The organism is Meiothermus rufus DSM 22234, assembly GCF_000423425.1.
GTDB lineage: Bacteria > Deinococcota > Deinococci > Deinococcales > Thermaceae > Meiothermus > Meiothermus rufus.
The window spans coordinates 1-23559 of the sequence record NZ_AUHY01000034.1; the positions used below are offsets into that span (position 1 = coordinate 1).

At 61.2% G+C, this 23559-nt stretch carries 24 protein-coding genes, 1 tRNA gene and 1 pseudogene; 20 read left to right on the forward strand and 6 right to left on the reverse strand.

Annotated features, from left to right (window positions below):
- The 14 genes and pseudogenes from G552_RS14995 to G552_RS0107725 form a co-directional block, all read left to right on the forward strand.
- Positions 1 to 320: pseudogene (locus G552_RS14995) on the forward strand (integrase core domain-containing protein); the annotation flags it as partial.
- A 108-nt stretch (positions 321 to 428) separates the two neighbouring features.
- Positions 429 to 515 (forward strand) — tRNA-Leu (locus G552_RS0107660).
- A gap of 176 nt (positions 516 to 691) precedes the next feature.
- Positions 692 to 1138, forward strand: a complete 447-nt coding sequence (gene rimP, locus G552_RS0107665; RefSeq protein WP_027882506.1) for a ribosome maturation factor RimP — start codon at positions 692 to 694, stop codon at positions 1136 to 1138.
- A gap of 24 nt (positions 1139 to 1162) precedes the next feature.
- On the forward strand, positions 1163 to 2341 hold the full coding sequence (nusA, locus tag G552_RS0107670; protein ID WP_027882507.1) for a transcription termination factor NusA: 1179 nt from the start codon (positions 1163 to 1165) through the stop codon (positions 2339 to 2341).
- Between the two features lie 30 nt (positions 2342 to 2371).
- Positions 2372 to 2647, forward strand: coding sequence for a YlxR family protein (locus tag G552_RS0107675; protein WP_036270460.1), 276 nt, complete (start codon positions 2372 to 2374; stop codon positions 2645 to 2647).
- Between the two features lie 17 nt (positions 2648 to 2664).
- Positions 2665 to 4380, forward strand: coding sequence for a translation initiation factor IF-2 (gene infB / locus G552_RS0107680; protein ID WP_027882509.1), 1716 nt, complete (start codon positions 2665 to 2667; stop codon positions 4378 to 4380).
- A gap of 11 nt (positions 4381 to 4391) precedes the next feature.
- Entirely contained in the window at positions 4392 to 4583 is a 192-nt protein-coding gene (locus tag G552_RS0107685) for a hypothetical protein (protein WP_027882510.1), read from the forward strand.
- 186 nt (positions 4584 to 4769) lie between these two features.
- Complete coding sequence (locus G552_RS0107690; protein WP_027882511.1) at positions 4770 to 5123, forward strand: SecDF P1 head subdomain-containing protein; 354 nt, start codon at positions 4770 to 4772, stop codon at positions 5121 to 5123.
- 440 nt (positions 5124 to 5563) lie between these two features.
- Positions 5564 to 7843, forward strand: coding sequence for a protein translocase subunit SecD (gene secD / locus G552_RS0107700; protein ID WP_027882513.1), 2280 nt, complete (start codon positions 5564 to 5566; stop codon positions 7841 to 7843).
- Between the two features lie 173 nt (positions 7844 to 8016).
- On the forward strand, positions 8017 to 8472 hold the full coding sequence (locus G552_RS0107705) for a c-type cytochrome (protein ID WP_027882514.1): 456 nt from the start codon (positions 8017 to 8019) through the stop codon (positions 8470 to 8472).
- A gap of 87 nt (positions 8473 to 8559) precedes the next feature.
- Positions 8560 to 9084, forward strand: coding sequence for a PadR family transcriptional regulator (locus G552_RS0107710; protein WP_027882515.1), 525 nt, complete (start codon positions 8560 to 8562; stop codon positions 9082 to 9084).
- Between the two features lie 69 nt (positions 9085 to 9153).
- The gene (gene modA / locus G552_RS0107715) at positions 9154 to 10005 is read left to right on the forward strand and encodes a molybdate ABC transporter substrate-binding protein (RefSeq protein ID WP_051195737.1); all 852 of its coding nucleotides are present in this window, start codon (positions 9154 to 9156) and stop codon (positions 10003 to 10005) included.
- Positions 9998 to 10678, forward strand: coding sequence for a molybdate ABC transporter permease subunit (gene modB / locus G552_RS0107720; RefSeq protein WP_027882517.1), 681 nt, complete (start codon positions 9998 to 10000; stop codon positions 10676 to 10678). The genes modA and modB overlap by 8 nt, the downstream gene beginning before the upstream one ends.
- Positions 10645 to 11655: an ABC transporter ATP-binding protein gene (locus G552_RS0107725; RefSeq protein ID WP_027882518.1), complete on the forward strand. Its 1011-nt coding sequence runs from the start codon at positions 10645 to 10647 to the stop codon at positions 11653 to 11655. The genes modB and G552_RS0107725 overlap by 34 nt, the downstream gene beginning before the upstream one ends.
- Positions 11656 to 11657: 2 nt before the next feature.
- On the opposite strand, the gene tatA is transcribed toward G552_RS0107725, so the two are convergent.
- Both tatA and rodA read right to left on the reverse strand, forming a co-directional pair.
- On the reverse strand, positions 11658 to 11837 hold the full coding sequence (tatA, locus tag G552_RS0107730; protein ID WP_027882519.1) for a twin-arginine translocase TatA/TatE family subunit: 180 nt from the start codon (positions 11835 to 11837) through the stop codon (positions 11658 to 11660).
- An 84-nt stretch (positions 11838 to 11921) separates the two neighbouring features.
- Entirely contained in the window at positions 11922 to 13004 is a 1083-nt protein-coding gene (rodA, locus tag G552_RS0107735) for a rod shape-determining protein RodA (protein WP_027882520.1), read from the reverse strand.
- Between the two features lie 275 nt (positions 13005 to 13279).
- Between rodA and G552_RS0107745 the strand changes: the two genes are divergently transcribed.
- From G552_RS0107745 to G552_RS0107765, 5 genes are all read left to right on the forward strand, one after another.
- Positions 13280 to 13849, forward strand: coding sequence for a hypothetical protein (locus tag G552_RS0107745; RefSeq protein WP_027882521.1), 570 nt, complete (start codon positions 13280 to 13282; stop codon positions 13847 to 13849).
- Complete coding sequence (locus tag G552_RS0107750; RefSeq protein WP_027882522.1) at positions 13846 to 14757, forward strand: LptA/OstA family protein; 912 nt, start codon at positions 13846 to 13848, stop codon at positions 14755 to 14757. The genes G552_RS0107745 and G552_RS0107750 overlap by 4 nt, the downstream gene beginning before the upstream one ends.
- Before the next feature lie 11 nt (positions 14758 to 14768).
- Positions 14769 to 15770: a hypothetical protein gene (locus G552_RS0107755; protein ID WP_027882523.1), complete on the forward strand. Its 1002-nt coding sequence runs from the start codon at positions 14769 to 14771 to the stop codon at positions 15768 to 15770.
- A 192-nt stretch (positions 15771 to 15962) separates the two neighbouring features.
- On the forward strand, positions 15963 to 16691 hold the full coding sequence (locus G552_RS0107760; protein ID WP_027882524.1) for an ABC transporter ATP-binding protein: 729 nt from the start codon (positions 15963 to 15965) through the stop codon (positions 16689 to 16691).
- 7 nt (positions 16692 to 16698) lie between these two features.
- Positions 16699 to 17886: an ABC transporter permease gene (locus G552_RS0107765; RefSeq protein WP_027882525.1), complete on the forward strand. Its 1188-nt coding sequence runs from the start codon at positions 16699 to 16701 to the stop codon at positions 17884 to 17886.
- Here the strand turns inward: G552_RS0107765 and mqnC are convergent.
- The 4 genes from mqnC to tig are packed head-to-tail and all read right to left on the reverse strand — an operon-like array spanning position 17883 to position 22104.
- On the reverse strand, positions 17883 to 19016 hold the full coding sequence (gene mqnC, locus G552_RS0107770; RefSeq protein WP_027882526.1) for a cyclic dehypoxanthinyl futalosine synthase: 1134 nt from the start codon (positions 19014 to 19016) through the stop codon (positions 17883 to 17885). The genes G552_RS0107765 and mqnC overlap by 4 nt on opposite strands.
- A gap of 47 nt (positions 19017 to 19063) precedes the next feature.
- A complete protein-coding gene (clpX, locus tag G552_RS0107775; RefSeq protein WP_027882527.1) occupies positions 19064 to 20260 on the reverse strand; it encodes an ATP-dependent Clp protease ATP-binding subunit ClpX in 1197 nt (398 codons plus the stop codon).
- Positions 20247 to 20834 (reverse strand): ATP-dependent Clp protease proteolytic subunit, encoded by a 588-nt coding sequence (locus G552_RS0107780; RefSeq protein WP_027882528.1) that lies wholly within the window; start codon positions 20832 to 20834, stop codon positions 20247 to 20249. The genes clpX and G552_RS0107780 overlap by 14 nt, the downstream gene beginning before the upstream one ends.
- Before the next feature lie 55 nt (positions 20835 to 20889).
- A complete protein-coding gene (gene tig / locus G552_RS0107785) occupies positions 20890 to 22104 on the reverse strand; it encodes a trigger factor (RefSeq protein WP_027882529.1) in 1215 nt (404 codons plus the stop codon).
- Between the two features lie 188 nt (positions 22105 to 22292).
- Here tig and G552_RS0107790 point away from each other — a divergent pair, with 188 nt between their 5' ends.
- A complete protein-coding gene (locus G552_RS0107790) occupies positions 22293 to 23501 on the forward strand; it encodes an NAD(P)/FAD-dependent oxidoreductase (RefSeq protein WP_027882530.1) in 1209 nt (402 codons plus the stop codon).
- Positions 23502 to 23559: the final 58 nt, after the last annotated feature.

Below are 23559 nucleotides of genomic sequence, written 5' to 3' on the forward strand. Positions count from 1 at the left end.
GCCGAGTTTGAGGAGGCCTGCTGTGCTCTGGGGATTGCCTTGTTTGTGCTGCCGCCGAGGAGTCCTAAACTCAATGGTCACGTGGAGCGGGTGCAACGGACCTTTAGGGAGGAGCTCTATACCCGGCCTCTGCCCCCCCGGCTCAGCGAGCTACAGGCAGAGCTGGATGCCTACCTGGACCACTACAACCGCCGAAGGCCTCACATGGCCCTGGGGGGTCTTGCTCCCTTGGAGTATTTAGCTAAGATGCAGGAGGAGTCGGTTCCCCAGTCTCACATGTGTTGACCGATTACAGGGTCTTGCTCCCTTGGAGTATTTAGCTAAGATGCAGGAGGAGTCGGTTCCCCAGTCTCACATGTGTTGACCGATTACACCCCCTTGACGAAAAAGGCCCAACTGGCTAGTATTCTTCTTGCCCTGAGGCTTGTGCCGGGATGGCGGAATTGGTAGACGCACATGATTCAGGGTCATGCGCCCGCAAGGGTGTGCAGGTTCAAGTCCTGTTCCCGGCACCAAGACCCCCTCTTCGGAGGGGGGTTTTCTTTGAGCTAAAGCCGCGCCATCCCAAATTGGCAACCTGCCTCACTTTATCCTTGAGGCATTTGGTGATAAGCTATTCTTGCTAGTTCTCCCGGGATTCAAGGGGGGTGGGTGCAAGCCCACCCCCCTCGCTTGGAGAGGAGGTGTGTGGGTGGAGCTAGACAGACTGGCGGAGGGCGTGTTGTCGCCCATGGGCTACGAGGTACTCGAGGTCGCCCTGCAGCGCGGGGGTAAGAGCCCGCTGCTTTTGGTGCGCATCGAGCGTAAGGACGAGGTGCCCATCTCGGTGGCCGACTTGGAGCGGGCTAGCCGAGCCTTGGAGGTTCATCTCGACCAGCTCGAGGCCCAACTGCCCCAGCGCTACTTGCTGCAGCTCGAGTCGCCCGGTGCGGAGCGTCCCCTGCTCACTGCCCGCCACTTTGAGCGTTTCCTGGGGCTTAAGGCCAAAGTACGCAGCCCGGAGGGAAACTTTACCGGTCGGGTGCACGGGGTTAGGGGAGATGAAGTGACGTTTTTACTGGACGACCAGCAAACCCGTACCCTAAAGCTGGGTACTTTCAAGGCCAACCTGGCGGAATGGCCCGACAAGCCCCGCTAGTGAGCAGGAGAAAAGGAGGAAAAGATGAACAAAGATTTCGTGGACGCGCTTTCCCAAGTGGCTTTTGAGCGCGGGGTCACCGCCGAGGAGCTGATTTCGAACTTCGAGGAGGCCCTGCGGCTGGCCTATCTAAGGCAGCGGGGCTTCCGCCAAAAAGAGGTCGAGGAGGAGGGCAAGGGCCCCATCATAGAGGTGCACCTGGACCCTCAGGAGGGAAGCCTCGAGGTACTGGAGATCAAGCGGGTGGTGGAAAAAGTCGAAGACCCCGACAAAGAAATCGACCTGGCCACGGCACAAAAATACGACCCTGAGGTATCGGTAGGGGAGGAGATGGAGTTCCCCGTCGACCCTGAGGAGTTTAGCCGCATTGCCGTACAGATTGCCAAGCAAGTGCTGACCCAGCGCCTCAAGGAGGCCGAGCGCACCCGCGTACACAACGAGTACAAGGACAAAGAGGGCGAGGTGGTTACCGGCAGTGTGGCTCGAGTGGACAACCGCGGCAACGTGTATGTGGAGCTGGGGCGGGGGGAGGCCCTGATGCCCCCTAAAGAGCAAATCCCCACCGAGCGCTACTACCCCGGCCAGCGGCTCAAGGTCTACCTCAAACAGGTACAGCGTTCCGCCAAAGGCCCCAGCCTGGTGGTCTCGCGTGCCCACGAGGAGCTTCTGCGCTACCTTTTGCGCCAGGAGGTACCCGAAATTGCCGAGGGTATTGTGGAGGTTAAGGCCATTGCCCGTGAGCCGGGTAGCCGTTCCAAGGTAGCGGTGATGAGCCACAACCCCAACGTAGACCCCATCGGGGCCTGCATCGGGCACAAGGGCCAGCGCATCCAGGCGGTTTCCGCTGAGCTGGGCCGCGAGCGGGTAGACATCATCCAGTGGAGCCCCAACCCCAAGGAGTTCATCCGCAACGCGCTCTCGCCAGCTACAGTGGGGGAGATTACCATTGAAACGAGCGAGGAGGGAAAGAACCGGGCCAAGGTGGTGGTGCCCAAAGACCAACACTCTTTGGCCATCGGTAAGTCCGGCCAGAACGTGCGCCTGGCTTCCAAGCTCACCGGCTACGAAATAGACTTCGAGGAAGCCGAGGAGATCACCGACCTCGATGCGGCCTTGCTCAAGGCTGCCGAGAAGGAAGAGGCCCTCAAGGTTTCCCAGGACGCCAAGGCCCGCTTTGAGAGCTTGTTCAAAGACGGCGAGTAGATTTACGGCCTGGGCCTGCAGGGAGGTTTGATGTCCAAGGGTAAGCATATCCCCATCCGACAGTGCATGGCTTGCCGCCAGCGCCGCCCCAAGCGGGAGCTTTTGCGGATTGTGCTCACCCCCGCAGGCCCAGTGCTCGACCCTACCGGCCGCAAGCCCGGGCGGGGGGCTTATGTCTGCCCCGATAACCCGGCCTGCTGGGCCGAGAAGAAGCTACGCCGCTTCGCTGGAGCAAAGGCCCTGGAGCTTTCACAGGCATTACAACTCGTTTTGGGTAGCGTGAAGGCCAGCAAGCCTTCGACATAGGCAAACAGGAGGTCAGCATGGCAAAAATCAGAATTTATCAGCTCGCAAAAGAACTGGGCATGACCAATGACGAGCTGCTTTCCTTGCTGGATGAGATGGGGGTGGCCTACAAATCCCATGCCAGCACTCTGGAGGAGGACACCGCCACAGCGGTCAAGGAGCTAATCGGGGAGCAACGCGTTGCCGAAGCAGCCCGGCGGGCTGAGGAGGCCCGCAAGGCCATACCCCACCGTCCTCCCGTGGTGGTGATCATGGGGCATGTAGACCACGGCAAGACCACCTTGTTGGACTACCTGCGCAAAAGCCGTATGGCCGAGAAGGAGGCGGGCGGCATCACCCAGCACGTGGGGGCTTTCGAGGTCAAAACCCCCCAGGGTACGGTGGTCTTCATCGATACCCCCGGCCACGAGGCCTTTACCACCATCCGCCAGCGGGGCGCCAAGGTGGCCGATATTGCGGTGATCGTGGTGGCGGCCACCGAGGGGGTGATGCCCCAGACCAAAGAGGCCATTGCCCACGCCAAGGCCTCGGGGGCCAAGATAGTCTTTGCGGCCAACAAGATGGATCTGCCCGGTGCCGACATCAACCGGGTTCACCAGGACTTGATGCAGCTCGGGATGGTGCCGGTGGCCTACGGGGGGGATGTGGAGGTCTTGCCCATATCGGCTAAGACGGGCCAGGGTGTGGAGGCTTTGCTCGAGACTATCCTGCTCATTGCGGAGCTGGAGGATCTTCGGGCCGATCCCAAGGCCGAGGCCCAGGGGGTGATCCTCGAGGCCCGCATTGACAAACAGGCCGGGGTGTTGGTCAGCCTGCTGGTGCAGCAGGGCACCTTGCACGTGGGCGACTACGTGGTGGCTGGTGAGCACTGGGGCAAGATACGGGCTATGCTCGACGCTGAGGGGCGTCGCCGCAACGAGGCTGGGCCCGGCAGCGCGGTGCAGGTCTTGGGTTTCTCTGAGCTACCGGTAGCGGGCGAGACCTTTACCTGGGTGCCCGACCAGGTGGCGGCTAAGGAGATTACCGAGGAGCGTATTGAGGAGCGCAAGGCCAAGGAGGCCACGGCAGAGCGGAGCCGGGGGCGCACCATTGCCGATCTGATGCGCAGTATGCGCGAGGCTGAGCAGAAAGAGATCAACCTGATTATCCGGGCCGATACCCAAGGGTCCCTCGAGGCCATCCAGAACATCCTGGCCAAAGAGTCTACCCATGAGGTCCAGATCAAGGTGTTGCTGGCGGCGGTAGGCGCCCCCAGCGAGTCCGATGTTCTGCTGGCCTCCACAGCCCAGGGAGCCATCCTTTCCTTCAATGTCAATCCCAGTGGCTCGGTCAGGAAAGCCGCCGAGCAAAGAGGTGTACCCTTGCAAAACTTCCGCATCATCTACGAGCTGGTGGACGAGATTCGCAAGATGGTTCGTGGCCAGCGCGAGCCGGTATACAAGGAAGAGCTCCTGGGTACCGCTGAGGTGCGGGCCATCTTCCGGCTCTCGCGTGGGGTGGTGGCCGGTTGTATGGTGACCTCGGGCAAGATTAGCCGTAACGCCGATATCCGGGTATTGCGCAAGGGCAAGGAGATTTGGAAAGGCCGGATTGAAAGCCTCAAGCGCCTCAAAGACGATGTGCGCGAGGTGGCCCAGGGCCTGGAGTGTGGAATTCTCTTGGAGGGCTTTACCGACTTCCAGGAGGGGGATGTCCTCGAGGCCAGCCAGCAGGTCGAGGTGGCCACAGACTGAGGTGGGGAACCATGCCAAGCCGGGCGCGTTGGCTGCTCGAGGCTGTACTGCTCTTGATCCCCCTGGCCTTGCTGGTGGTTTTCTTCGCTAGCCTGACGGCTTTTTTTCGTGGCCTAGGCGAGCAGCAGAATCGCCAGGCCCAGGCCGTGGCGGCTTCCCTCGAGACTTTCGTCCGGTGGATGGGGCAGACCCGCGCAGCCTAGCCAGAACCCGTGACCTCCTAGGGGCCCGGCTTAGGGGCTTGGGAGTACAGGGGTTTTGCCTCGAGGTTCGGGGCGAGGCGCTGCGGTTGGGCCTACCTCCGCGAGGGCGCATAGCGCGAAGGGCTAGAGGCCCTGTTGACGCAGCGCGGCGAGATGTCCTTTCAGACGGTAGCAACGGACAAGCCTATGGCGCAGCTTGAGCCCTCTGACCTCGAGGCTCCCTTCCTGACCAACCGCGACCTCGAGCAGGTGCAATCGGGCCAAAGCCCCTCGGGCCGGCCCGCCCTGGTGCTCTGCCTGCGGCGGGAAGGGGTGGCCCGCTTTGCCCGGCTGAGCGCGGAGAACCTGGGCCGGCGGGTCGCTTTGCAGGTGGATGGGCGCATCGTATTAGCCCCGACCCTCCGGGCCCCTATCACCAGCAGAGCTTTGCGCTTGCAGGGGTTTGCCTCGCAAGAAGAGGTGGAGCGACTGGCCGCTTTGTTGCAGGCTGGCCCTTTGCCTCTAGCGCTAGAGCTGGTCAAATCCGCCCCCGAGCCTTAGAGTATAGGCGGCACGTATGAGGAGCTGGCCCCGCTGGTTCGCTCTGGCCATCCTATTTTGGATGGCTTGGGGCCCCGGTCTATATGGTTGGCCGGGAAACTGGGCACAGGCTGTCTGTGTTGCGCTGGAGTGTGGCCCAAGCCAGGGTTGGCGTGCAGTACCCCTGCCCCAGCCGCTGCTCGAGGTCAAAAGCAAGCTCAGCCCGAGCGCGTTGGGGCTGGCCAGCCTGTCTTTAGAGAGCTGGGATTACCAGGCCTCGTGGGCCCCTATGGCCTGGCTCTCCTTTTACACGCCACCCGCACCATCAAGCCGCCTTTACCTGCTGTACGCGCGCTTGCAAACCGACGGCGGTTAAGGGCGTTGTGTTGGAGGACTATTCCCCTAAATAGCTCAGACCCCAAGCCTTCTATACTGCGCTTAGCGCAAAGAACAGGAAAGCCATGACGAATCATCAGTGGAAAGGCCTTCTGCTGCTGTTGCTTTTTCTAGGAGCCATTGTGGGGCTTTTCCGGCCTTGGGAAGCCCGCAACCCACAAAACCCTTTGCTGCCCGCCGATGGGCTAATCCGCCTGGGCCTCGATCTACAGGGGGGATTGCGCATCACCTTGCGTGCGGTTAATCCCAACCCAGATGCTGCAGTGGCCCGTACGGAGCTCGAGGTGGCCCGCACCGTCATCGAAAACCGGGTTAATGCCATTGGTGTGGCCGAACCGTTGGTGCAGCTTCAGGGAAGCGACCGCATCATCGTAGAGCTGCCCGGGCTAAAGCAGGATCAGCAAGAGCGGGCCCTGGGCCTGATCGGCCAGACTGCCCGGCTGGAGTTCCGTATCGTCAATGCTGGGGCCCAGGGCACCACTGTAGCGCAGATCAATGAGCAGCTGCGCAACTCCGGCTTGAGTGGGGCCGCTTTGGCTGCCCGGCGGGCCGAGCTGGAGAAGCAGTTGTACAAGCTCGAAGACCTAGGCCCTCCCCTGCTATCCGGGGCCGACCTGCGTACCGCTAACGCCTCCTTCGACCAGTTTGGCCGGCCTCAGGTGGAGATGGAGTTCACTCCCGAGGGGGCACGGAAGTTTGAGGAGGCTACCCGGGCCAACGTCAACCGCCAGCTTGCAGTGGTGCTCGACGATAAGGTTTACACCGCCCCGGTTATCCGCCAGGCCATTGCCGGGGGGCGGGCGGTTATCGAGGGGCTTTCCGGCTTGCAGGAAGCCTCGGATATTGCCTTGGTGCTGCGTTCGGGTTCGCTGCCGGTCAAGCTCGAGGTGGCCGAGACCCGGGCCATTGGCCCCACCCTGGGCCAAGACGCCATCAGCGCGGGCATTAAGGCCGGTATTATCGGAGCTTTGCTGCTCTTCCTTCTGATTTTCGCCTACTACGGCTTCTGGATGGGGCTGGTGGCGGCCTTGGGCCTGGTGTACACCGCAGTGCTGCTCCTGGCGGCCATCTCTTTGCTCAACGCCACCCTGACTTTGCCGGGCATCGCGGGTCTAATTCTGACCCTAGGGGCAGCAGTAGACGGCAACGTGCTCTCCTTTGAGCGCATCAAAGAAGAGCTCAAAATGGGCAAGAAGTTCCGCCAGGCCATTCCCGGTGGCTTTTCCCATTCCATCATTACCATCCTGGATGTGAACATGTGCCATCTTTTGGCTGCGGCAGCCCTTTACCAGTACAGCACCGGCCCGGTACGGGGCTTTGCGGTGATGCTGGCTTTGGGTGTGGTGACCTCGGTTTTTTCTAACCTGGTTTTCAGCCGTTGGCTGCTGGAAACCATCGGCGACCGACGCGAGGTTCGGCCTCCCTACTGGCTCTGGGGTACCCGGATCGATTTTCTGCGGGCGGCCCGCTATGTGACCGCAACCTCTTTGGCCCTGGCCGTACTGGCTACTGGAGTGGTTTTGGTCAAGGGTTTTAACTTTGGCATTGACTTCACTGGGGGTACAGCCTTTACCATCCGGGTACCGGAAAGCACCCGGGCTGAGCAGATTCGCGGCTTCCTCGACGGCGCGGGCATCGCCGAGGTACGGGGCGCTGAGTCGGTAATCACCTCGCTTTCCAGCGTGAGTGGGAACGAGTTCTCAGTGCGGGTGCGGCAGGTGAGTGAGGAACAGCGCCTCGAGCTGGAGCGCAAGTTTCAAGAGAGCTTGCAGGCTACCATTCTCCAGTCAGAGACGGTGGGCCCGGCCATTGGGGCAGAACTGCGCCGCAACACCATCCTGGCCGTTTTGATAGGCCTGGCGCTAATTATGGTCTACGTAGCCTTCCGCTTCGACTGGGTCTTTGGGGTAGCCAGCGTCATTGCGGTGGGCCACGATGTGGCCATCGTGGCAGGGATGTATAGCCTGCTGGGTTTGGAGTTTTCCATCCCTACTGTGGCTGTCCTGCTGACCATAGTGGGCTTTTCCATCAACGACTCGGTGATCATCTCCGATCGTATCCGGGAAAACCAAAAGCTCATGCGGGGGCAAAGCTACTACCAAATTGTCAACGCCTCCATTAACCAAACGCTCTCCCGTACCTTGATGACCTCGCTTTCTACCCTGTTGCCCATTCTGGCCTTGCTGTTCCTCGGGGGGCCGGTGCTGCGGGACTTTTCACTGGCCATCCTGGTGGGCTTCGTGGTGGGCACCTACTCCTCGATCTATGTGGTCTCGGCCCTGGTGGTTTGGTACAAAAGCCGCGAGCAAGAGCGCCGGACAGCCGCCAAGGCTCGTTCGGCTTAGTTGCCGATGGTTTGTGCGAAGACCCCAAAATTGGGGTCTTCGCACCTTTCTCAGGGGAAAGGCCTAGGGTATGGTTGGGGACAGCCGCCCCACACCCAAAATAGGCGGGGTGTTTAGCCGTGATGAGGGGGAATTCTTACTTTTGTAAGGCAGGGTGAGGCTATACTCAAGCCATGCGAACCCTCTTGGCTTCATTGCTGTTTCTGGGTTTGGCACTGGCCCAGACGGGGTCGCAGCTATATCAACAGAACTGCGCTTTTTGCCACGGAGACAACGGGCAGGGTAAACCCGGGGCCTTTCCTCCCTTGGCGGGTCACGCGGTTGAGCTAAGCAAAACCCCTGAGGGTCGTACCCACCTTATCTATGCCCTGTTGTTCGGGATGCAAGGCCCGGTACGGATCAAGGGCCAGCTTTACGACGGGATTATGCCGGCTTTTGCCCAGCTCAACGATGAACAGATCGCTGCCCTGCTCAACTACATCCTCAATGCCTGGGGCAACGACAAGCTGCTACCACGCGAGCATCGTGCATTTGCCCCTGCCGAAGTGGCAGCGGCTCGCAATCCCAGTGGAGGCCGGCTTACCCCGCAGCAAGTAGGTGAGCGCCGAAGCCGCATAGCTATCCCCTAGCCACGCCTTTCCCCAGGCTTGCTTACCGTAGGGCTCGAGGGAAGCAGCGAGCCAGTGGTAGCGTTGAGGATGCGATAGGCTAGATTTGTGGGGACATTACAAAAACTTTCCACCACCGACTGGGCAGTGCTGGCGGCCTTGTTGGATCAGCCCTCCTATGGCTTCCGCATTGCGGCCTTGTTTGCCCCTAGTGGGGATCTGGGGCATATCTGGCGTATTCAGCGAACCCAGGTGTACCGTGCCTTGGAGCACCTCGAGGCTTGCGGGCTAGTAGCGGTAGTACGGCAGGAGGAAGGACAGGTTGGCCCTCCGCGAACCCTTTTTGCCCTTACCGAGGATGGCCGGAGTAGTGCCCTGAGCTGGCTTTATACCCCGGTAACCCGCCTGCGCTACGGCCGCTCGGATTTGCGCTTGAAAATTGCCTTCTTGATGCGTTTGGAGCAGGATGTCCGGCCCTTGTTGCAGGCGCAGCAAAAGGTGTACCGCACCATGCTGTACGAGTTGATGGCTCAACGCCCAGGGGCCCAAGGGGTGCAGGCGGTTTCCTTGTTATGGCGCATTGAGATGGCCAAGGCCAGTTTGCGCTTTATTGCCCAGCTATTGCGCGATTAGGGGGCGCTCGGAGTTGCAAGGGGTTTGGGGGGCAGGTATAGTTACACTGTAACTTCTTGGGGGTATGGCGTGCGTGGCTTAGGGTGGGTGGTTTGGCTCCTGGGTTTTGCCCTAGCCCAGGGTGATACGGTGCGGGTGGTGGCGGCCTCTGACCTGCAGTTCGCCCTGAGTCAGATTGCCCGCAGCTTTGAGCAGCAGAACCCTGGTGTGCGGGTTTCCCTTAGCTTTGGCTCTTCGGGCAAGCTTTATACCCAGCTGCAACAGGGGCTGCCAGCGGATATCTTTTTTTCAGCAGACGAGGCTTTTCCCTTACTGCTCGAGCAAGCTGGCCTCGCTGAGCCGCAGACGGCCCGAACCTACGCGGTGGGGCGCCTGGTAATTTGGGCTTCCCACAGCTTGGTGCGCCAAGGGCTCGACCCTCGCGTCCTGGGACCTAGGATTTTGCTCGACCCTCGCGTGACCCAGGTGGCTTTAGCCAACCCCGTGCACGCGCCTTATGGCCGGGCTGCGGTAAGTTTGCTCGAGCGTTTCGGCCTTTTGCGCCCCACTCGCCCGGTGCGCTGGGAGGAGATGACTGCGGGGATTCCGGCCTACTACGATATCTCGATCCTACGGCGGGGGAAGCCCCGCTTTGAGTTTGTCTATGGCGAAAGCATCGCCCAGGCGGCCCAGATGGCCCTCAGCAGTACCAACCTGGGGCTCATAGCCCTGGCTCTGGCTAAAAGCCCAGCCATGGCCCAGGGTGGGGTGTTTTGGTTGGCCCCTTTGAGCAGCCACCTGCGGCTTAACCAGACCTACGTGATTTTGCGGGGCCAGGATCGGCCTGCTGTGCGCCGTTTCTATGACTACATCGCCACCCCACAGGCCCACCAGCTTCTGCGTCAGTATGGTTTCTTGCTGCCGGGGGATAGGCTTGAGTGACCCCGTGTTTTGGCAGACCCTGCGGCTGACCCTCGAGGTCAGCCTGGTGACCACCCTAATCCTGCTGGCCCTGGGGATACCGCTGAGCTGGGTGCTGGCCCATAAGCGCTTCTGGGGGAAGCGGCTGCTGGAGTCGGTGGTGCTGCTGCCCCTGACCCTACCCCCTACGGTGCTGGGCTTTTACCTGTTGCTTTTGCTAGGGCAGAACGGCCCCATTGCCCAGACTTTGGGCTTTACCTGGGCTTTCCGCTTCGAGGGGCTGGTGGTGGGCTCGGTGCTTTTTAGCCTGCCTTTTGCCCTGAACGGCTATCGCGAGGCTTTTCGGGCCCTCGAGCCCGACCTCATTCAAACCGCCCGTACCCTAGGGGCGGGCTGGCAAAGGGTTTGGCTCGAGGTGATCCTACCCCTCACCTGGCCCGGTATCCTTTCCGCTACCCTGCTGGCTTTTGCCCACACCCTGGGGGAGTTTGGCGTGGTGCTGATGGTGGGCGGCAGCATCCCCGGCAAGACCCAGATGGTGAGCATCTACATCTACGACCAGGTACAAGCCCTGCAGTTCGAGCGGGCCAGCGAGGCTGCGGCGGTGCTGCTGGGGGTCAGCCTGGGGCTGGTGTACCTGGTGCGAACCCTGGAGGATTTATGGAGATCGCGTATGCCCTCAAGCACCCGGTAAACCTATCCTTGAGGCTGCAGGTGCGGGGTTTTACGGTTTTGCTAGGGGAGAGCGGGGTGGGTAAGACCAGCCTGCTCAAGGCCTTGGCCGGGCTTATTCCTGCTCAGGGGGAGCCTTTTGCCGGCCTGCCCCCCGAAAGGCGTCCGGTGGGCTACCTGCCCCAGCACCTGGCCCTCTTTCCCCACCTGCGGGCCTGGCAAAACGTGGCCTTTTCCCTAGCCCACCTGCCTTCTGTCCAGCGCAAGGTCCAGGCCTTGGCCTACCTAGACCAGATGGGGATGGCTGAGCTAGCCGAGCGCTATCCCCGCGAGATGTCCGGAGGTCAGCAGCAGCGCGTGGCCCTGGCCCGGGCCCTAGCCCGTCGGCCGCAGATTCTCCTGCTGGACGAGCCTACCAGCGCCCTGGATGGGGCCACCCGCGAGGAGGTGTTTGGTGGGGTTATCGAGCGGCTCAGGGCTTTGGGCATACCCACCCTGGCTGCCTCCCACGACCAGTGGCTGGCCCAGCGGGCCGATTGGGTGGGGGTGTTGACTAGGCAAGGGCTGGTGCAGCAGGGGCCGCCCGAGGTGGTCTTCACCCAGCCCGCCACCCTCGAGGTAGCCCGCCTGGTAGGCTTGCGCAACCTCTGGCCTGGCCGCATCGCCTTGCTCGGGGAAGGCTGGGCGCAGGTAGACTCCTCCCTGGGCTTACTCAAGGCTCCCCGCCCGGCCTGGGCGGCTACCGGCCAGCCTGTCTGGGTGGGCATCCGTCCAGAGGAGGTTTTTACCGATGCAGGGGAAAACCGCCTGCGAGGCCAGGTACAAAGCCTGCGTCGGCAGGGGTTGCGCCTGCGGGGGAAGCTCATGGTGGGGGCAGTGGGGCTGGAGTTTCTACTGCCCCGCTACAAAGAAGCCCTTCTTGGTCTAACCGAAGGACAATGGCTCGAGGTAGCCCTCGAGCCGCGCTATCTGCACCTTATTCCCGCCGAGGCAGCTTAGCTTCAGGACTGCTTCTGCTCGGCCTTGGTTTCCTCGGGCTTCTTTTCCTCCTCGCTCAGGCCTTTGCGGAACTCGCGGGCCGACTGGCCCAGGCCTCGAGCCAGCTCGGGCAGTTTCTTGGCGCCAAACAGAAGCACCACGATCAACAGGATGATCAACAGCTCGGTAGGGCCTACAGGCATTGCGCTTCCTCCTTTGCACCAGTATACGCCGACTGGTTCACCCTTTAGTGTAGAGGCCTTGCGTAACAGAAGTGTGAAGGCGCTTCAAACCTCGCGATACCGGTCACGGTGTAGTAGAAGGGCGAGGCCGATGCCCAGATAGACCATCACCAGGCTGCTACCCCCTTTGGAGACCAAGGGCAGGGTGAGGCCGGTCACCGGGGCCAGCCCCAGGGTAACGGCAATGTTGACCGCTACTTGGAAGGCCAGCATGGACAATACCCCAACGATGACCAGCCGGTCTTCCAGCCGCACGCATTCCAGGCTCATGCGGCCCAGCCGGAAAAAGAGCAGGGCATAGAGCAGCAACAGAGCGACTGCGCCTATAAACCCCCACTCCTCGGCCAGCACAGCGAAGATGAAGTCGGTCTGGCGCTCGGGCACAAAACCCAGCTGGGTCTGGGTACCTGCGCCAAAGCCTTTGCCCATCAGGCCTCCTGAACCGATGGCGATGGCGGATTGAATCTGCTGAAAGCCGGTGCCGCGGGGGTCTTTGGAAAGATCGAAGAGGATTTCCACCCGGTTGCGTTGGTAGGGGCTTAGGTTGGGCCAGACCACGGTGGGGATCAAAACGGCTGCGGCTACTAGCCCTATCAGGATGTGGTGGGTGGGCATACCCCGTACAAAGAGCATCCCCAACATTCCCGCCAGCAAGACCAGCGCCCCTCCCAGGTCGGGCTGGAGAAGCACCAAGCCCAGAATGGGGGCCACTAGCAGAAGAGGCAAGGCATAGTCCAGCAAATGCTCCAGGGGGCGGGCCGCCAGTACTCGAGCCAGCAGCAGAACCAACGCGATTTTGGCCACCTCGAGGGGTTGGAAGGCTAGCGGTCCTAGGTTGAACCAGGCCCTGGCCCCGTTGATCTCCCGCCCTATGACCAAGACCAGCCCCAAAAGCCCCAACGAGACCAAATAGAGCGGCAAGGCCCAGGAAAACACCTGCCGGCGGGAGAGTAGCTGCACCAACAGGCCCACCGCTAAGGCGATGGGGAAGGCCAGAAGCTGCTGCAGCCAAACCCCAGGGCTGGGGGCGGCGCTGTAGAGGGTGAGCAGCCCCACCAGATTGACCAGCAGAACCAAGCCAATCAGCAGCCAATCGTAGGCTAACAGGGCCACCCGGGGCAGCGTCACCCCACCAGTGTATGGGATGGGGGTGAGATTTGTGATGGGGGTAGGGTGGATGATAGAGTGGTGAGGGAGGTTTTGTGGCTATGGACGAAATCATCACCATCGCTGCCGCCATTGTTATCTTTCTGTTGCTTTTGATGTTCATCTTTCTGGTCAAAGACAAAGGTCTACCCAATAAAGACCATTGAGACACCCAAAAGCCTGGCCCGCGGGCCGGGCTTATGTTTTTTTGGCCTTGGCTTCACGCTTCTTAGCCCTATAGCTTCTAGGCTCTAGCCGTGGTTCGCCTTGCCACTCTCGCTTTGCTGGCTATAGGGGCTTTTTCTTTGTTTTTAGTCAGCCGTCCGTTGCCTACCCCTGCGACCCCCGACCGGGGGGTGCGGCTGGAAAACGTCCGGCTCACCCTCTATCCCGAGCAAGACCCCCAGGCCCGCTGGGAGTTTGCTGCGCAAATCGTTGAACAAGACCCCAGCTCCCGCGAGGCCCGGGTGAGGGGTCTGCACTCGGGGCAACGCTTTGTGGAAGGCCGCTTGGACATGCGGCTTTTTGCCCCCGAGGTGACCATTGACCGCTCCGACAACCTACGGCTGCCCTACGCCCGGGTGGAAATTCTTAAGGGGTGCTACACGGTGAACCTGGGCAGACCCGGGGAGGCCCCAGTGACCATCGACCAGCGCGAGGGGTTCCGCGCGCCTAGCGTTCACATCACCGCGCCTAGCCTCGAGGTCAAAGGCCGCGACTTCAAAAGCGACTTCGCTATCGAGAACCCTAGCTGGCGCGACCCTATCGAAACATTTATCTCTGGCGGGGAAAAGCCCCCCTGCCCCATCGAAGGTGGTAGCTCATGAAGCGTTTGGGATGGGTCTTCGTTTTCCTTTCGTTGTTGGTACTGGCGCAGAGCAAAGAACAGCGCATCATCACCCTCGAGGCTCCGGGAGGGACGCGTTCAGGCAACCTGCGCCACGGCCCTTGGGTCTACGAGGCGGGCCGGCCTGGAGGGGTGATTGGCCGGGTCAAGGACCTAGAGATCAACGCCACCAAGGCCACCCTCGAGGCGCCCCAGGGCAAGACCATGCAGGAGGCGGAAGGGGAGCGGGTAGCCTCTTTTGAGGGAGGGGTGACGGTCAAACGCGACCGCATGACCGCGACCGGCCCCCGGCTGGTCTACCGGGAGGCCAACGGGCGGGGGGTCCTCGAGGGGAATGCCCGTATGCGCCAGGAAGCCAAGGAAAAAGGCGGTGACCCGGTAGAGGTCAGCGCCCCCCGTATGACCTTCGATGTGGACACCAATGTCTCAACCAGCGAGGGGGGGGTCAGTCTAAAGAACGGTCGGCAGGAAGGCCGCTCCGATACGGTGTACTACGAAGAGGAGCGGGGGTTGGCGGTCTTTACCGATGCCAAGGAGGTGGTGCTGATCCGGCGACGGGAGGGTAAGGGCGACCTGGTCATCCGCGCGCGGGAAGTCCGCAGTCTGACCGAGGAGAAACGCCTGCTGGCTACAGGGGGGGTGATCCTGGTGGATGGGGATATCACCACTACCGGGGCCAGCCTCCTCTACAACGACAATACCGGCGAGGCCACCATCCTGGCCGGGCGGGTAGGCAATCAGAGTGTGCCGGCCCGCAGCGTGAACGCCAAGGAGCGGGCCACCCTTTCTGGTAATGCCCTTTTGCACAACGTCAACCGCTCGCAGGTACGGGTGCTGGCCCAAGCCCCCCGTTTGCCCTTGGGCGATTTCCGCAAGCTAGGCGAGTAGCGGCAGGGAAGATGAGAGGGTCGGGTTGGCTCTGGCTGTTGTTGGGGCTGTTCTTGCTGGCTGCTTTAGCCCAGACCGATCCTGAACCTTCCTTCCAGACCACGGCTGAAATAGAGCGCCGAGGTAAGAAGATTGTGGTGGTCAAGACCGGCCCGGACGACCCCCCCGCGCTCATCGAACTACGGGACCTGTATGGGGGGGTGGTTACCGCGTTGGACCCGGAGGCCAAACGCCTATGGATAGGGGAGCGGGTGTTTGTTACCGACCGACTGACCCGCTACTGGCAGGAGGGGAAGGAGGTCTCCTTCGAGGCCCTTCGGGTAGGGCAGGAGGTGCGCCTTGAGGTGGCCGAGCAAAACGATGGGGCCCTCAAGGCCTTTGATGTGCAGATTGGGGCTAAGCCGGAGGGCCCTTCCCTGGTGCGCTCCCTCTTTGCCGACCCTCCACCTTTCCGGGTGCAGATTAGTTTTGGCGAGGACGCCCGGGCCTATGGGGCCATTGCCCGGGTAGAGCAGGTTCGCCAGGTCAACGATTTCGTCTTTCTTACCGGGGGCACGGCCCGCTACCTCGAGGAGGAGGACCGCCTCGAGCTCTACCTCAAGCCGGCCCCCCGGGCGGTGGAGGTGCGGCAAGGCCAGAGCCGGGCCTGGGGTAGCCGCCTAGACTACGACAACGAAAGCGGCGAGGCCCGCATCGCGGGCCCTATCGAACTCGAGCGCTCGGGGGAAAAGCCCTTGCAAGGCGGGGCCCAGCGCATGATCTACAACGTAGACGAGGAGATTCTGCAGCTTTTTGGCGAGGTACGGCTGGTACAGAAAGGCCGCACCACCACCGCCGAGGTCGCCCTGGTGCGGGAAAAAGATCGGGTGGCCTATCTCTTTGGCACTCAAGCGCAGCCCGTGCGCAGCCAGAACAAGGATGGCTTCGTGGAAGGAACCCGCCTGCTTTACCACCTTGACTCGGGCGACGTGGTGGTGTTGGAGGGCATCAAGGGCGAGTTTCAGGAGCCGTGACGACTCCCCGGACTAAAGTCCAGGGCTTCTCGGGAAGCATAGTATGGCTATGCCCGAAGGCCCTGTCCAGGCCCGGCCTCGCATCGCGAGGCAATACCTTGACGCCGTATCGGCAGGCGGGCGCAATGCTCAAGCTTTACCACGGGTTTGCGTGAGGATAGGCTCCGCAATCGATTGTTTATCCTGAGGGGCGTGATAGAGGCGGTTGACCTGTACAAAAGCTACCGGCGCTTTCAGGCGGTGCGGGGGGTTTCCTTTACGGTGGCCCCGGGCGAGGTCTACGGTCTATTGGGCCCCAATGGGGCTGGCAAAACCACCACCTTGCGCATGCTAGCCACCCTGATTAAGCCCAGCGCGGGAACCGTGCGGGTAGCGGGCTTTGAGGTGGGGCGGCAGTCCCTCGAGGTGCGGCGGAACCTGGGCATCGTCAATGGGGGTATGCGGGTCTACGAAAAGCTGACGGGCCTCGAGGTACTCGAGTTTTTCGGCAGCTTCTACGACCTGTGGGGTTCCAAGCTCAAAGCGCGTATCGCCTGGGCGGCCGAGCTGTTACAGATGGATCAGGGCCTGCTGAAAAAGCAGGTGCGGGAGATGTCTACCGGTATGCAGCAAAAAATCGTGATCGCTCGAGCCATCCTGCACCAGCCTCAGGTGCTTTTGTTAGACGAGGCCACCGCCGGGTTAGATGTGTTTGCCCGCCGGGCTTTGCTGGACTTTGTTCAGCGGTATGCCCGCTTGGGCAAGACCCTGGTCTACTCCACCCATGTGATGAGCGAGGCCGAGGAGGTCTGCCACCGGGTGGGTTTCCTAGACAAAGGAATGCTAGTCTACCAGGGGAGCCTAGCAGAGGCCCTGAAGCTAGGCTCGGGCAGCCTGGAGCGGGCCTTTATCCGGCGGCTCGAGCAGACTATGGCCAGCTAGGGGGGTTATGAACGAAATCCTAATCATTGCCCGCAAAGAGCTACTCAGCGTGGTGCGGGAGCGCCGTTTTCTGTTTAGCACCTTGGTTCTGCCTATCCTCCTCATGCCTTTGCTGATGTTCGGGCCTTTTCTGCTTCTGGGCAGCACGGCCCGCAAGACCCAGGAGGACGTACAGAAGGTGGCGGTGGTGGGGATTCCCCCTTCGCTGGTGGAAGAACTGAGGAAAGCCCGCCTCGATCCCATCGAGCAGCCCGATCCTGTCCAAGCGGTGGCCGAGCGCCAGGTGGAGGCCGCTTTGGTTTATGCCCAGGGCCGCTATACCGTTTATGGTCGGCTTTCCGGTGGGGCTACGCAGAGCGCTTTGGTGGTAGAGAAAGTAAGGGCTGTTCTACAAGCCTACAAGGAGCGGCAGGTGGCCGAGCGCTTGCAGGCTCAGGGGATTGACCCGGGGCTACTGGAGCCCTTCCAAATCGAGACCCGGGATGCCTCGCGCCCGCAGGAACGGGCCGCAGGGTTACTGGCTTTCCTGATTCCCTATTTTCTGGTCATGTTTATCCAGTCGGGGGGGATGCCGGTTGCGGTGGATGCGACCGCAGGCGAGAAGGAGAAAGGTACTCTCGAGGCTCTCCTGGCGGCACCGGTGCCGCTGTACCAGATTGTGCTGGGCAAGGGGCTAGCGGTGCTGGTCATGTCGCTTCTTTCCACCCTGGCCTCCCTTGTGGGATTGTTGCTGGGGGGCGGTGTGGTGCGGGCTCGCTTTGCCGAGCCGCTTGCGGCCTTCACCCGGGGCGATAGGCCGCTAGAGCTAGGAGGGAGCCTAGCCCTCGAGCCTTTGGGCTACCTGGCTATCGCCCTTACCGCGCTGCTTTTCGCCCTGCTAGTCATCGCCCTGATGCTTTCCCTGGGGTTATATGCCCGCAGCTACAAGGAGGCCCAGAGCTACATATCGCCCCTTTTGCTGCTGATGCTGCTGCCTATTTTGCTTTTGCAGTTCGCCGATTTCTTCCGGCCCCAGGACTGGTACTTCCTCCTGCCCCTCTTCAACGCGGTGCTGGCCCTGGACGCCATTGTCAAAGGGGCGGCTACCCCGGTTCAGCTAGCGCTGACCTGGGCCTCCACCCTGGTTCACGCAGGACTAGCGATCTGGCTGGCTTACCGCAGCTTCCAGCGCGAGGAGGTGGTTTTTAGAAACTAAGCCAGGGGCAGGGCCAGCGGGGGCTTCTCGTTGAGGATGGCCTCTACGTCGGGGTAGTGTTTGATGTTGTAAAAGGGGTCGCGCTCCGCCGGGACGAAGCCCGCATCGGCGATATGGCGCACAATCTGCCGCACCGTGGCGTGGGTGCGATTGTGACCCGCTGCTTTGCTGACCACGTTTTCTTCCAACATGGTGGAGCCAAAGTCGTTGGCGCCGTAGTACAGCGCGGCCTGGGCCACCTTGAAGCCCATGCTGGGCCAGCTGGCTTGGAGGTTGGGAATGTTGTCCAAAGCGATGCGGGCGATGGCCAATTGCCGCAGGTACTCGTGGGCGGTGGCCCCGGGAGCCTTGCCCTTCAGGCGGGTGTGTTCGGTTTGCAAGGTCCACATGGCGAAACCGGCAAAGCCCTGGCCGTATTCTTGCAGGGCCTTGTCCTGTTGCTCGCGGATTTGCAACAGGTGGGCTACCCGCTGCTCTAGGGTCTCGCCGAAACCGATGACCATGGTGGCGATAGTGTAGAGGCCCAGGCGCTGGGCGGTGTCCAGGATGCGGAACCAGTCCCGGCTGCGAATACGGGCTGGGGCTGCCTTGGCCCGCACCTCGTCTACCAGAATCTCCCCACCTGCTCCCGGCAGGCCGTCCAAGCCTGCGGCCTTAAGCTCGCTTAGCAGCTCGGCGCAGTCCCGCCCGGTGAGTTTTTCCAGCCCCAGAATTTCCTCAGGGCTAAAGGCATCGATGCGCACCTCGGGGTAGTGGGTTTTGAGGTAGCGCAAAAGCTCGAGGTACCATTCGAAGGGCAGCTCGGGGTTTACCCCCCCCTGCATCAGGATGCGCCGGCCTCCGATTTGCATTAGCTCCTCTACCTTGTGGCCAATCGCCTCGAAGGAGAGGGTGTAGGCGTCGGCCTGGCGCCGGGTGCGGTAGAAGGCGCAGAAATTGCAGGCCACGGTGCAGATGTTGGTGTAGTTGATGTTGCGGTCGATAAGGTAAGTGACCACCCGAGGGTTGCTGCGGGCTAGCCGCAGCTCGTGGGCTACAGCCGCCACCTCGGGCAGGGGCAGGTCATAGAGCTGGCGGATTTCCTCGGCAGAAAGGCGCTCGCCCCTAGCGGCTCGGTAGAGAAGGTTCATGCGATCATTCTATCGCTGCAAAAAGAGAGAAAAGTAGGGCAGATACGCTAGGAAGCCTGGCGCAGGCGGGCCTCTTCCAGGGCCTTTAGGGGTTTGTCCAGGTGGGGTAGGTCAAAGAGTAGCTCCTTGACCCCCGAGCCGGGTAGCTCGAACATCAGCTCCACCATGGCTTTTTCCACCACAGCGCGCAGCCCCCGGGCCCCCGTGCCGCGTTTTAAGGCCCGGCGGGCGATCTCCCGCAGCGCTGCGGGGGTGAAGCGCAACTCAATGCCCTCCATGCGCAACAGCTCCTGGTACTGCCGAACCAGGGCATTCTTTGGCTCGGTCAGGATGCGCACCAGGGCTTCCTCATCGAGAGGCTCGAGGGGCACGATGACCGGTACCCGGCCCACAAACTCGGGAATCAGACCGAAGCGCACCAGGTCTTCAGGGATGGGCTCTGGCTTCTCCTCGCTTTTCTTGGGCCGGGTGAAGCCGATGGGGTTTTGGTCTACCCGTGCTTGGACGATGCGCTCGAGGCCCTCGAAAGCCCCGCCCAGAATAAACAGGATGTTGCGGGTGTTGACCTGGATGAACTCCTGGTGGGGGTGTTTGCGTCCGCCCTGAGGGGGCACATTGGCGGTGGTACCCTCGATGATTTTCAAGAGGGCCTGCTGCACCCCCTCGCCGGAGACATCCCGGGTCAGGCTGGGATTCTCCGACTTTCGGGCGATTTTGTCGATCTCGTCAATATAGACAATGCCTTTTTCCGCCGCCTGCACGTCGAAGTCGGCTGCTTGCAAAAGCCGTAGCAGCACGTTCTCTACGTCCTCGCCTACATAACCGGCCTCGGTCAGGGTGGTGGCGTCGGCGATGGCAAAGGGCACGTCCAGCAGGCGGGCCAGGGTCTCGGCCAAGAGGGTCTTACCTGTCCCAGTAGGGCCGATGAGCAGTACGTTGGACTTCTGTACCTCGGCCTCGGGGTGCATTAGGCGCTTGTAGTGGTTGTAGACTGCTACCGACAGGATTTTCTTGGGCAGCTCTTGCCCAATTACGTACTGGTCGAGGAAGCTTTTGATTTCACTGGGCTTGGGTAGGTGGCGGGGGCCAGCAAAGCCAGGCCGCGACTCGGAGGCCAAGAGCTCCTGGGCTCGCTCCACGCACTCATTGCAGATGTAGACCTCGCCCAGGGTCGACTCTACCAGCTGGGCCACCTCGGGGTGTTTGCGCCCACAGAAGCTACAGGAAGGCTTACTGCGTTTCACGGCTCACCACCTGGTCGACCAGACCGTAGGCCTTGGCTTCTTCGGCGCTGAGATAGTAGTCGCGCTCGGTGTCGCGTTCTACCTTTTCCAGAGGCTGGTTGGTGTGCCGGGCAAGGATGCTGTTGAGCACCTTGCGGGTTTTGAGAATCTGCTCAGCCTGGATGGCAATATCGGTGGCCTGCCCCCCCAGCCCCCGGGCCCAAGGCTGGTGGATCATGACCTTGGAGTGGGGCAGGGCATAGCGCCGGCCTGGAGCCCCAGCGGCCAGCAACACTGCCCCCATGGAGGCGGCCAGCCCCACGCAGATGGTCGAGACCGGGGCCGAAACGAATTGCATGGTGTCGTAGATAGCCAGCCCGGCGTCCACGTCCCCCCCGGGCGAGTTGATGTACATGCGGATTTCCTGGTTGGGGTTTTGCGCGGCCAGGAAAAGAATCTGGGCCACCACGGTGTTGGCTACCTGGGCGTCGATGGGCGTGCCCAGGAAGATGATGCGGTCTTTGAGCAAGCGGCTGTAGATGTCGTAGACCCGTTCACCGCGGGCGGTCTGTTCGATAACGTAAGGAACTACCATATAGACCTTATTTTATGCCGGGCTAGGAAGCCGAGGGGGGCTTGGTGCACATAGGCTAGCCCTCGAGCCTAGCTACTGCTTCCAGCAGGGCCTTGTCGTGTAGGCGCTGGATGCGCAGGCGGGCGATGGCCTCGGGCCCCAGCTCACTTACCAGCCGGGCTGGGGTGGTGCGGTAGGCGCGGGCCATTTCTGCCAAGAAAGCCTCAAACTCCTCCTGGCTCAGCTCGGTTTTGAGTTCCTCTGCCAGGGCCTCCACCGCCAGCGAGCGACGCAGGCGCTTTTGGGCGTTCTCCTGTAGATTTTGCTTGAACTCCTCGAGCTTGCCCTCTTTTTCCAGCGAGGCGATGTAGGCGTTGAGGTCGAGGTTGCGTTCGGCGAAGTCCTGGGCCAGGTTTTGCAAGAGGCTTTCCTGTTCCCGCTGCAACATGCTGGGGGGGATTTCCACCTCGAGGGCCTCGGCCAGCTTGTCTAGCAGATGCTCAGCCTTGCGCTTTTGGGTCTCGTGGGCAAACTGGGCCTCTAGGCTCTGGCGCACCTTCTGCACCAGGGCCTCGAGGTTCTCTTCCCCTGCGGTTTTGGCAAACTCGTCGTCGAGTTCGGGCAATTGCAGCGCCTTGACCTCGAGGATTTTGGTTTTCACCTCCCGTACGACCTTTTCGCCATCCTTGACCGGTACCAGCACCTCATCGCCGGCTTTCTTGCCCAGCAGAACCTCCCGCACATGGGGTTGGGCGTTCTCCATAATCACCGGGAAGCGCCCGCCGTCTTCGGTTTCGATGAAGACGTGGTCTTTTTCCTGTACCTCGCGCTCTACCGCCACCATCTCGCCGTAGCGGGTGCGCAGTTCATCTAAGGCACGGTTGACCACCTCTTCGCTCACCTCTGGGCTTTCGACCTCGAGCTGAAAGCTCTGCCAGTGGGGCAGTTTGACCTCGGGGTAGTTTTCGATTTCCACCGTGTAGACGAAGGGCTGGCCAAAGGTTAGGCTTTCCTCCAGCACCCGCGCGCCCACCGGCAGCAAGGACAGCTCACGGGCGGCCTGGGGGAAGGTTTGGTCGCGCAGGGCCTCCTTCACCTCTTCCAGCAGGGACTCCTTGCCGATGCGGGCCTCTATCACTTTGGCCGGGGCTTTGCCGGGGCGAAAACCCGGTAGCTTTACCCGCTGGGCGTACCCCTGCAGGATGGACTGATAGGTTTGCTCGACCTGACTGGCCGGAACCTCCACCTTGATTTTCACCTTGTAGCCTTCGCGTTCCAAAATTTCTGCCACAACACACCTCGAGTTCGACCCCAGGGGTCGCCAAGCACATAGTGTACAACCCCGGCCAGGGTTTGAGGTACACCCACCGCTGACAGGGCGCTTTTTGCCGCGCCTGGGCTTTGCCCCTAGATGTACGGGACGATTGGCCCTGTATACCCCCTTGGGGTAGTAGTACCTTGAAAACCAGGGAGAAGGCTATGAAAACCATCCTGATACTTGGCGGAAACTTTGGCGGCATGACCAGTGCCTTCGAGCTTAAGCGGAAGGTGGGTAAGGAGGCCCGCATCGTGGTGGTCTCGAGGCAGAAGACTTTCGTCTACATTCCCTCACTAATCTGGGTGCCTTTTGGCCGGCGCAAGGTTTCGGACATCACCTTCGACGCGGAGCAGACCTTCCGCCGCGGAGGTATCGAGTTCATTCACGGCGAGGCCACCCGGGTCAAACCCGACCAGAACCAGGTAGAGCTAGCCGACGGCACCACCCTCAACTACGACTTTTTGGTCGTGGCCACCGGGGCCAGGCTAGTCTGGGAGGCGGTACCTGGGCTAGGGCCTAAGGGATACTCCCACTCGATTTTCACCCCAACCGATGCCGAGAGAACCTATGAAGCTTATAAGAAGTTTCTGGAAAACCCCGGCCCGGTGGTGATCGGTGCGGTTCCAGGGGCTAGCTGCATGGGGGCTGGCTACGAGTACCTGTTCAACTTCGACCACCAACTGCGCAAAGCAGGCAAGCGCAAACAGGTATCGATTACCTGGGTTACCCCAGAGCCAGCGCTGGGCCACTTTGGCATTGGCGGTATGCGGGGAGGAGAGGCCATGCTCAAAGCCTTCCTCAAGATGCAGGGCATTGAGTACCGGGTCAATGCCGCCATTACCGAGGTACGCCCCGAGGGGGTGGTACTCTCCAGCGGCGAGGTGTTGCCCTCGCGCTTCACCATGCTGGTGCCTCCCTTTGAGGGTGCAGAGGTGATGAAAAGCACGCCCGAACTGGTAGATGAAAAGGGTTTTGTGGAGGTTTCCGACGGCTACCAGAGCACCCGTTATCCCAATGTTTTCGCGGTGGGCCTGGCCGCTAAGGTGCCCAATCCTTTCAAAGGTGAGGTGCCCTTTGGGGTACCCAAAACTGGTTTTCCCACCGACGAGATGGCTAAAGTAGCAGCCAGCAACATCCGGGAGATTTTGCGGGGCAATACGCAGAACCTACACTGCAAATCCTTTGGAAGCATGCCCGCGGTCTGTGTGATGGATGCCGGGAACAAGGAAGTGATCATTCTAGGAAACCACCTCTTTCCTCCGCGCCAGTTCCAGCTAATGCTGCCCAATGTCCTGGGGGATTTCACCAAAGCGCTGGTGGAAAAAGCCCTGTTGCTCAAATACCGTAACGGCTGGTCGTTTTTACCCTAGTAGCAAAATCCCGAACCCCTCTCCTCAGGGGAGAGGTTTTTATCCTTTGCTAATATGC